The organism is Methylocella sp., from assembly GCF_044226135.1.
In the GTDB taxonomy this organism is placed as follows: domain Bacteria; phylum Pseudomonadota; class Alphaproteobacteria; order Rhizobiales; family Beijerinckiaceae; genus Methylocapsa.
This window is the reverse complement of the sequence record NZ_JBGAHM010000011.1, coordinates 17,237-26,717: the sequence shown is the minus strand read 5'-3', so window position 1 is coordinate 26,717 and position 9,481 is coordinate 17,237. Positions and strand designations below refer to the sequence as shown.

The window sequence follows — 9,481 nt, the reverse complement described above, 5'->3', positions numbered from 1 at the left end:
CTCCGGCAGGCGCATGAACCCTCATCCTTCGAGACGGCCCCGGCGGGCCCTTCTCAGGATGAGGGACGTTTCTTTACAGCCTCTAAGGAGGAGACGCGGATGAACACGCAGGGCAAACCCGCAAAGCTCGTCAAGGGCGCGACGGGCGACTGGGAGGTCGTGATCGGCATGGAGATCCATGCCCAGGTCGTCTCGCGCTCGAAACTGTTCTCGGGCGCCTCGGCGACCTATGGCGGCGAGCCGAACGACCATGTCTCGCTGGTCGACGCGGCGATGCCCGGCATGTTGCCCGTCATCAACGAGGAATGCGTGGCGCAGGCGGTGCGCACGGGGCTCGGGCTCAAGGCGCAGATCAACCTGCGCTCGGTGTTCGACCGCAAGAACTATTTCTATCCCGACCTGCCGCAGGGCTATCAGATCTCGCAGTACAAGAACCCGATCGTCGGCGAGGGAATCGTCGCCGTCGACGTCTCGCCGACCGAGCAGATCAGCGTCGGGATCGAACGGCTGCATCTCGAGCAGGACGCCGGCAAGTCGCTGCACGACCAGTTCGCGGCGGATTCGCTCGTCGACCTCAACCGCTCCGGCGTCGCCCTGATGGAGATCGTGTCGAAGCCCGACATGCGCTCGGCCGACGAGGCGCGCGCCTATGTCTCGAAGCTGCGCACCATTTTGCGCTACATCGGCTCGTGCGACGGCAACATGGAGCAGGGCTCGCTGCGCGCCGATGTGAATGTCTCGGTGCGCCGCCCCGGCGAAAAACTCGGCACGCGCTGCGAGATCAAGAACGTCAATTCGATCCGCTTCATCGGCCAGGCGATCGAGGTCGAGGCGCGCCGCCAGATCGGCGTCATCGAGGACGGCGGAACGATCGCGCAGGAGACGCGGCTGTTCGACCCCGGCAAGGGCGAGACGCGCTCGATGCGCTCGAAGGAAGAGGCGCACGACTACCGCTATTTCCCCGACCCGGACCTGCTGCCGCTCGAATTCGACCAGGCCTATGTCGACGCGCTCGCCGCCGGCCTGCCGGAGCTGCCGGACGCCAAGAAGGAGCGCTTCATGCGCGACTACGGGCTGCCGGCCTATGACGCCGGCGTGCTCGTCGCCGACCGTGAGAACGCCGATTATTTCGAGGCCGCCGCGACCCATGGCGGCGCGAAGCGCGACGCCAAGATGGTGGCGAACTGGATCACCGGCGACGTCGCGGCCTACGCCAATTCGGTCGGCGTCGGCGTCGCGCAGACGCATCTGAAGCCGGCGCAGATCGCGACGCTCGTCGATCTCATCGCCGAGGGCGTGATCTCGGGCAAGATCGCCAAGGACGTGCTCGCGCTGCTCATCGGCGAAGAGAAAGACGCCGACCCGCGCGCGCTCGTCGAGGCGCGCGGCCTGAAGCAGGTGACCGACACGGGCGCGATCGCGGCGGCCGTCGACGCGATCATCGCCGCGAACCCGGAGAAGGTCGCGCAGGCGAAGGCCAAGCCCTCCATGCTCGGCTGGTTCGTCGGGCAGGTGATGAAGCAGACCGGCGGCAAGGCCAATCCGCAGGCCGTCAACGACGAGCTGAAGGCGAAGCTCGGCATCTGAATTTTCACGCGCGCGGCGGCCTTGCAATCCCGCGCGCGGGAAAGTCGCTCATGTCGTCGTGCAAAGACGCGCGGCCTCAGTGACGCTGATTCGCGCCGCGCGCGTCGCGCGCGGGCGCCGTTTTCGGCGCTTTCGCGCCGTCATCATCACCTTTGCACGAAATTTTTTTTATGCCCGTCCCGCGCATGGTCACGACGCGCGCGCGCGCCGCGATTTCAGCGTCTTGCATGATCTCGTCCAAAGCGGGCGCCGGGCGCGCGCGGAGGGGGCCGCGCGCCCGGAGCCCGGGCTGTCCGCGCGGCGGACGCTCGGCCCGCATCGGAAAAAAAACGAGAGAAGCCGCAAAAACAACGGCTTTGAAATTGACGGCCGGCGCCACGCCGTGCGCGACGGGCGGCTTTGCGAAGGCGGCGCACGCGGCGCAGGGCCTGCCCGCCGCCTTCGACGCGCGCGGCGGCGGCAATTTTATGATGATAATCCTATTATGAGCGTCATCCAATGGCCTGCCCGGCCGTCCGCGCGCGCCGGCGTCCTTTGCGCGTCTCGCCCGGCGTCCGCGCCGGGCGCGCCTCTTGCGCGGGCGCCCAACGTCGCTACCCTGTTTCAGCCTCTGGTCGGCAGCAACCGACGGATGACGCATCGGAGGGATTTCAGCATGGTGAAGGCGACCGTCAAAAAGACGCCTGCGAAAACGACGGCGGCGACCAAGACGGCGACGAAGACGCCGGCCAAAACGGCCGCCGCCAAGACGACGAGCACGGCCAAGACGACGAGCACGGCCAAGACGACGACCACGGCCAAAAAGTCCACGGCCAAGGCGGCCGCCGCGAAGCCGGCCGTGAAAGCCGCCGCGCCCAAAACGACTGCGGCCAAAACGACTACGGCCAAGACCGCTGCGGCGAAGACCGCTGCGGCCAAGCCGGCCGTGACCGAGTCGTCCGCGCTCAAGGCGCTCGAGTCCAAGACGAAAGCGGCGAAGACGAAAGCGGCGAAGACGAAAGCGGCGAAGCCGGCCGCCGCCAAACCGTCCGCCTCCAAGCCGGCCAGGGCCGCCGCCGCGGCGAAGACGGCGGCGTCCGTGAAGACGGCTGCGGCCAAGCCGGCGACGAAACCCGCCGTCGCCAAATCGACGGCGCCCAAGTTCGCTGCGCCCAAAGCCGCTGCGCCCAAGTCCGCTGCGCCGAAGTCCGCTGCGAAACCCGCCGCTAAATCGACTGTGGCCAAATCGACCGGGTCGAAGCCAGGCGCCGCGAAGAAGACGTCGACGAAAGCCGCCGCCCCAAAGGCCGTCGCATCCAAGCTGAGCGCGCCGAAGTCGGCGGCGAAGAAGGCGACGACCGCGAAGAAGACGACGCGCAAGGCCAGGGCGTCGGCCCCGCCCATGGCCTGAACGCGGGCCTGGCCAGCGCGCGCCGCCTCGCTTTGACGAGGGAGCCGCTGATCCGCCGGCCGCTCCGCGCGGCGGGTCAGCCCTTCGCGTCGAGCGCTTCGAGCGCGGCCTTCGTCATCGCCGTGAGCGGCGCGGCGGCGTCGAGCCGCGTCCATGACATGACGCCGGTCTCATAATCCTCCTGAGCGCGCGCGACCTCGACGCCCGCGTCGGACGCGTCGGACCTGCGCGCGGCGACGCGTTCGAGCCGCAGCGCGAGCGGCGCGTCGAGCCACAGGCCGCAGAAGCGTGTTCCGGCGTCAGTCGCCGTGCGCTCCGCCCCGGCGCGCTCGGCGGGCTTGAGAAAGGCCGCGTCGAGCACGACGGCCTGGCCGGCCCCGAGCGCGACGGCGGCGAGCGCCTCGAGGCGGCGATACACCGGCGCCGAGAGCTCCGGCCGGTAGGCGTCAGGTGGCAGCCTGTCCAGTTCGCCGACGCCGTTCAGCCGCTTGCGCTCGACGTCGCTGCGCAGATGCACGGCGCCCGGCGCCCGGCCAAGCCGCGGCGCGAGCGCTTGCGAGAAGCGCGTCTTTCCGGTCCCCGACCGTCCGCCCGCGGCGACGAGCGCCGGCGGCCTTTCGTCCAGAAAGGCGCAGGCCTGCTCGAACAGCCTGCGCGCCGCCGCGATCTTGTCCGGCGTCAGCTCTGGCTCGAGAAGCGCGACGCGCGCGCGGATCGCGGCGCGCAGGCTTAAAAACAACGGAAGCGCTTCGAGCCCTTCGAGCGCCGCCTCCATTTCGCCGGCCGTGGCCAGATAGCTGTTCATGACGGCGTTCGCCTGCGCCTCGAGCCCGCGGGTCCAGAGGTCCATCAGCGCGAAGGCGAGATCATAAAGCACGTCGCAGGTCGCAAGCCGCTCGTCGAATTCGAGCGCGTCGAACAGCGTCGGCTCTCCGTCGAGGAGCACGATGTTGCGCAGATGAAGATCGCCGTGGCAGCGCCGGACGAAGCCGTGCGCCTCGCGGCGTTCGAGCAGGGAGCGCAGCGCCGCATGGGCGGTTCGCATGCGGCGCGCCAGCTTTGTCGTCGTCGCGGCGTCGAACCGTTCGGGCGCGTCGGCGATCGCCTGCGTCGTGTCCTCGATCACGCCTTCGAGCCGCGCCGCGGCCTCACTGTCGCGCCGCTGCGCCGCCTTGCGATGCGCCGCGGCGATCGTCGCGCCGAGCTTGCGCGCCAGCGTCTCGTCGAGCGCGCCGCGGGCGGCGAGCCGGTCGAAGGTCGCCTCAGCGTCGAAGCGGCGCAGGCGCGCGGCCCATTCGACGATCTCGCCCTCGCCGCCGAGCGCGAGCCCCCCGTTCCGGCGCGTGATCGGCAGCGCCTCGACATAGAGCTGCGGCGCGTTCGGCCGGTTGACGGCGATCTCGGCCTCGCAGGCCGCGCGGCGTTTTTCGAGCGTCGAGAAATCCATGAAGGGAAAGCGCACCGCCCGCTTGACCTTGTACACGTCGGGTCCGGCGAGAAAGAGCTCCGCGCCATGGGTCGAAACGCGCGCGACCGGGGCGCCGGCGCCGAGCCCATGCGTCGCCGGGTCGGCGAGAAAGGCGAACGCCGCGCTCTGGTCGTCGGCCTGATGCTGGTCCATGGGGCCTCCCTCAATGAAATCCGCCACAGCGGCGCAAACGCGCGCCGTCCGCTTCGCCTGCGCGCGCCGCCGCAGGGCTGATCCGCGAGTTTCCGGCGCGCTCCGGGGCGGCGGCCTTGCGGCTCCCGCCGCGCCTTGATACTGCAAGGCCCGACCGGCGCCGTGACGCGCCACAATCTCCGGGTTTTTGACTCTTATGGCTCATCCGCGGCGCTCGAGCGACGCCTTCGCGCAGACTGCGGAGGGCGCGCGCTTCCTCATCGTCGAAGCGCGCTATTATGACGAGATCGGCGCCATGATGCTCCAGGGCGCGCGCGCGGCGCTCGCGACGGCGGACGCGCGCCATGAACTCGTCAACGTGCCGGGCGCGCTCGAAATCGCCGTCGCCATGAAGATCGCGCTCGATGCGGCCGAGGCCGCCGGCGCGCCTTTCGCCGGCGCGCTGGCGCTCGGCTGCGTCATTCGCGGCGAGACCTATCATTTCGAAATCGTCGCCAATGAGAGCGCGCGCGCCCTGACGACGCTCGGCCTCGAACGCGGCCTTGCGCTCGGCAATGGAATCCTCACCGTCGAAAACGAGGCGCAGGCGATCGAGCGCGCCGATCCGACGCGTGGCGACAAGGGCGGGGACGCCGCGCGGGCGGCGCTTGCGCTTCATGGGCTGAAGCGTCGCCTCGAAGCGTCGCGGCATGGGGCCGTCCGATGAGCGGCGGGCGCGTGACTTCGGCCGAAGGGCGCTCGGCCGCGCGGCTCGCCGCCGTGCAGGCGCTCTACCAGATGGACCTTGGCGGCAAGGGCCTCGCCGAGACCCTGGCCGAATTCGAGTCCTTCTGGATCGGCGGCGAAGTCGAGGGCGAGCGCTACAAGCAGGCCGACGTCGTCTTTTTCCGCGACGTGCTTTCCGGCGTGCAGTCGGACCAGGGCGCGATCGACCGCGTGGTCGACCAGACGCTCGCCGAAGGCTGGCCGCTGGCGCGGGTCGACGCGGTGCTGCGCGCCATTCTGCGCGCCGGCGCCTATGAATTGAAGGCGCGGGCCGACGTGCCGGCGCGGGTCGCGATCAAGGAATATGTCGACGTCGCCGGCGCCTTCTTCGAGCGCGAGGAGGCCGGCATGGTCAACGCCGTGCTCGACGCGCTCGCGCGGCGCCTGCGCGCCGCCGAGTTCGAACGCCCGCGCTGAGGCGCGGCAAGGGGGCAGGGCGAAGCGGGGCGAGATGGCCGGCCTCACTGAAGACGAGCTGATCGCGCGTTTCTTCGCGCCGCTCGCGGGGGCGGCGGGCCTTGGCCTGACCGACGACGCCGCCGAGCTTCAGGCGCAGGGCGCGCTCGCGCTCACCAAGGACATGCTCGTCGCCGGCGTGCATTTCTTCGCCGACGATCCGCCGGACGCCATCGCCCGCAAGGCGCTGCGCGTCAACCTGTCGGACCTTGCGGCCAAGGGCGCCGCGCCGCTCGGCTTTCTGCTCGGCCTCGCCCTGCCGGCGGCGGACGCCGACTGGCTCGAACGTTTCGCGCAGGGGCTCGGGGCCGACGCCGCCGAATACGCCTTTCCGCTGCTTGGCGGCGACACGGTTGCGACGCCGGGGCCGCTCACGATTTCCGTCACCGCGCTCGGCGCGTCGCCGCCTGCCGGCATGATCCGCCGCGGCGGCGTTTGCGAGAGCGACGCGCTTTTTCTGTCAGGCACGGTCGGCGACGCCGCGCTCGGCCTGCGGATGCGTCTCGGCGCGGCGCAGGACCGCGGCTGGATCGACGCGCTCGGCGCCGCCGACGCGGGCTTCCTCGCCGAGCGCTATCTTCTGCCGCGCCCGCGCCTCGCGCTGCGCGACGCCTTGCGCGTCCATGCGCGGGCGGCGATGGACGTCTCCGACGGGCTCGCCGGCGATCTGGCGAAAATGCTGCGCCTCGACGGGCTTTCAGCCGAGATCGAAACGCGCGATCTGCCGCTTTCGGCGGCCGCCGCCGCGGCGCTCGCGCGCGAGCCGGCGCTGATTGAAACGATCCTGTCCGGCGGCGACGATTATGAAATCCTCTGCGTCTGCGCGCCCGGGCGGGCCGAGGCCTTCGCGGGGGCGGCGGCGCGCGCCGGCGTCGCGGTGAAACGAATCGGCGCGGCGCGGCGCGGCGAGGGCGCGCCGCGCTTTATCGGGGAGGACGGCGCGCCCGTCGCGCTCAAGCGCGCAAGCTTCGGCCATTTCTGACAAGTCCTTGGCGCAGCTTGCAGAATGGGACGTTTGTGAGCCGTGCGCGAATTTGATCCGGCCGATTGCGGAGCTTTCGCGCTTTCTATAGGCTCCCTTCGATCGGGCGCGGGCGTTCGCCAATTCGGCGCTCCAAAATCCATAAACAACAATACTCCCAGGGGTGGAAGCAGATGGCCATTTGGCTCGTCATCCTCGCAGGTCTGCTGTCTGTCGCTTACGGCTATGTCACGTCCGCGAAGCTCATGAGCGCCAGCGCCGGCACGGCGCGGATGCAGGAGATCGCGGGGGCCATCGCCGAAGGCGCGCAGGCCTATCTCAAGCGGCAATATCTCACCATCGGCGTCGTCGGCGCCGTCATTTTCGTCGCCTTCTGGCTGCTGCTCGGCGGCGAGATCGCCATCGGCTTCCTGATTGGCGCGCTCCTGTCGGGCGCGGCCGGCTTCGTCGGCATGAACGTCTCGGTGCGCGCCAATGTCCGCACCGCCGAGGCCGCGACCAAATCGCTCGCCGAGGGGCTCGACATCTCCTTCAAGGCGGGCGCGGTGACCGGCATGCTGGTCGCCGGCCTCGCGCTGCTCGGCGTCGCCGTCTATTTCTTCGTGCTGACCGTGCCGCTCGGCCATGCGCCAAACAGCCGCCCGGTGATCGACGCGCTGGTCGCGCTCGGCTTCGGCGCCTCGCTGATCTCGATCTTCGCGCGGCTTGGCGGCGGCATCTTCACCAAGGGGGCCGACGTCGGCGCCGATCTCGTCGGCAAGGTCGAAGCGGGCATCCCGGAAGACGATCCGCGCAATCCCGCGACCATCGCCGACAATGTCGGCGACAATGTCGGCGACTGCGCCGGCATGGCCGCCGACCTGTTCGAGACCTACGCCGTGACGGTGGTCGCGACCATGGTGCTCGCGGCGATCTTCTTCGCCGGCCAGCCGTCGCTCTATGGCGCCATGCTGCTGCCGCTCGCCATCTGCGCCGCCTGCATCGTCACCTCGATCGCCGGCACTTACTTCGTCAAGCTCGGCCCCTCGGGCTCGATCATGGGCGCGCTCTACAAGGGGCTGATCGCCGCCGGGCTCCTGTCCGTCGTCGGCCTCGCGCTCGCCGTCACGCTCAGCGTCGGCTGGGGGACGATCGGCATGGCCGACGGCCATCCCGTGACCGGATTCCACCTGTTCCTGTGCGGCGTCGTCGGCCTTGTCGTGACCGGCTGCATCGTCGTCATCACCGAATATTATACGGGCACGGGCAAGCGGCCGGTGGTGTCGATCGCCCAGGCCTCGGTCACCGGCCATGGCACCAACGTCATCCAGGGCCTCGCCGTCTCGCTCGAATCGACGGCGCTGCCGGCGCTCGTCATCATCGCCGGCATCATCGCCACGAGCCAGCTCGCCGGCCTGTTCGGAACGGCGATCGCGGTGACCACCATGCTCGGCCTCGCCGGCATGATCGTCGCGCTCGACGCCTTCGGCCCGGTCACCGACAACGCCGGCGGCATCGCCGAGATGGCCGGCCTGCCGAAGGAGGTGCGCCAGGCGACCGACGCGCTCGACGCCGTCGGCAACACCACCAAGGCGGTGACCAAGGGCTACGCCATCGGCTCGGCCGGCCTTGGCGCGCTCGTGCTGTTTGCGGCCTACAGCCACGATCTGCATTATTTTTCGGCGAACCCTGAGCAGTTCCCCTACTTCCGCGGCATGGGCGAGGTGTCCTTCGACATCTCGAACCCCTATGTCGTCGCCGGGCTGATTTTTGGCGGCCTCGTGCCTTACCTCTTCGGCGGCATCGCCATGACGGCGGTCGGCCGCGCGGCGGGCTCGGTCGTCGAGGAGGTGCGCCGCCAGTTCAAGGAGAAGCCCGGCATCATGCAGGGGACGGAGCGGCCCGATTACGGCCGCGCCGTCGACATGCTGACCAAGGCGGCGATCCGCGAGATGATCATCCCGTCGCTGCTGCCGGTGCTCGCGCCGCTCGTCGTCTATTTCGGCGTGCTGCTGATCTCGGGCTCGAAGGCCTCGGCCTTCGCCGCGCTCGGCGCCTCGCTGCTCGGCGTGATCGTCAACGGGCTGTTCGTGGCCATCTCGATGACGTCCGGCGGCGGCGCCTGGGACAACGCCAAGAAGAGCTTCGAGGACGGCTTCACCGACAAGGACGGGGTCAAGCACTTCAAGGGCGGCGAGGCGCACAAGGCCTCCGTCACCGGCGACACGGTCGGCGACCCCTACAAGGACACCGCCGGCCCGGCGGTCAATCCGGCGATCAAGATCACCAATATCGTCGCGCTGCTGCTGCTCGCCTTTCTGGCGCGCTGAGCGCGAGCGGCCGAAGCCAGGCCGGCGCGCCGCGCGCGCCGGTTCAGGCCGATGAGGCCGTCTTCATCAGGATGAGCCCGGCGAGAATGAGGCCGGCGGCGAGAAGGCGCATGGCGCCTGCGTCCTCGCCCAGAAAGACCACGCCCGCGACGAAGGCGCCGAGCGCGCCGATCCCGGTCCAGATCATATAGGCGGTCCCGAGCGGCAGGCTGCGCATGGCGTAGGCGAGAAGTCCGACGCTTGCGACCATCGCCACGACTGTGACGACGCTCGGCGCGAGCCGCGTGAACCCCTCCGAGCGCTTCATCGCGAAGGCCCAGACGACCTCAAGCAGCCCGGCGGCGATCAGGACGATCCAGGCCATGCGGCCT

At 69.8% G+C, this 9,481-nt stretch carries 9 protein-coding genes; 5 read left to right on the top strand and 4 right to left on the bottom strand.

Going from position 1 to position 9,481, the window contains the following annotated elements; translation table 11 throughout:
- The first annotated feature begins 99 nt into the window (after positions 1 to 99).
- Positions 100 to 1,587 carry an Asp-tRNA(Asn)/Glu-tRNA(Gln) amidotransferase subunit GatB gene (gatB, locus tag ACILRB_RS07195; protein ID WP_395665617.1) on the top strand — a complete coding sequence of 496 codons (1,488 nt, stop codon included), beginning with the start codon at positions 100 to 102 and terminating at the stop codon, positions 1,585 to 1,587.
- Between the two features lie 76 nt (positions 1,588 to 1,663).
- Here the strand turns inward: gatB and ACILRB_RS07190 are convergent, their stop codons facing one another.
- The 3 genes from ACILRB_RS07190 to ACILRB_RS07180 all read right to left on the bottom strand — a co-directional run bounded on the left by ACILRB_RS07190 (position 1,664) and on the right by ACILRB_RS07180 (position 4,598).
- The gene (locus tag ACILRB_RS07190; protein ID WP_395665616.1) at positions 1,664 to 2,086 is read right to left on the bottom strand and encodes a hypothetical protein; all 423 of its coding nucleotides are present in this window, start codon (positions 2,084 to 2,086) and stop codon (positions 1,664 to 1,666) included.
- A gap of 104 nt (positions 2,087 to 2,190) precedes the next feature.
- On the bottom strand, positions 2,191 to 2,970 hold the full coding sequence (locus ACILRB_RS07185; protein ID WP_395665615.1) for a hypothetical protein: 780 nt from the start codon (positions 2,968 to 2,970) through the stop codon (positions 2,191 to 2,193).
- 83 nt (positions 2,971 to 3,053) lie between these two features.
- Positions 3,054 to 4,598: an AAA family ATPase gene (locus ACILRB_RS07180; RefSeq protein ID WP_395665614.1), complete on the bottom strand. Its 1,545-nt coding sequence runs from the start codon at positions 4,596 to 4,598 to the stop codon at positions 3,054 to 3,056.
- Between the two features lie 196 nt (positions 4,599 to 4,794).
- Here ACILRB_RS07180 and ribH point away from each other — a divergent pair, with 196 nt between their 5' ends.
- The 4 genes from ribH (at position 4,795) to ACILRB_RS07160 (ending at position 9,110) form a co-directional block, all read left to right on the top strand.
- Positions 4,795 to 5,304, top strand: coding sequence for a 6,7-dimethyl-8-ribityllumazine synthase (gene ribH, locus ACILRB_RS07175; RefSeq protein ID WP_395665613.1), 510 nt, complete (start codon positions 4,795 to 4,797; stop codon positions 5,302 to 5,304).
- Entirely contained in the window at positions 5,301 to 5,780 is a 480-nt protein-coding gene (nusB, locus tag ACILRB_RS07170; protein ID WP_395665612.1) for a transcription antitermination factor NusB, read from the top strand. The genes ribH and nusB overlap by 4 nt, the downstream gene beginning before the upstream one ends.
- Before the next feature lie 34 nt (positions 5,781 to 5,814).
- Positions 5,815 to 6,801 carry a thiamine-phosphate kinase gene (gene thiL, locus ACILRB_RS07165; RefSeq protein ID WP_395665611.1) on the top strand — a complete coding sequence of 329 codons (987 nt, stop codon included), beginning with the start codon at positions 5,815 to 5,817 and terminating at the stop codon, positions 6,799 to 6,801.
- Between the two features lie 173 nt (positions 6,802 to 6,974).
- Positions 6,975 to 9,110, top strand: coding sequence for a sodium-translocating pyrophosphatase (locus ACILRB_RS07160; RefSeq protein WP_395665610.1), 2,136 nt, complete (start codon positions 6,975 to 6,977; stop codon positions 9,108 to 9,110).
- A 43-nt stretch (positions 9,111 to 9,153) separates the two neighbouring features.
- Here the strand turns inward: ACILRB_RS07160 and sugE are convergent, their stop codons facing one another.
- Positions 9,154 to 9,474, bottom strand: coding sequence for a quaternary ammonium compound efflux SMR transporter SugE (gene sugE, locus ACILRB_RS07155; protein WP_395665609.1), 321 nt, complete (start codon positions 9,472 to 9,474; stop codon positions 9,154 to 9,156).
- Between the last annotated feature and the right edge of the window lie 7 nt (positions 9,475 to 9,481).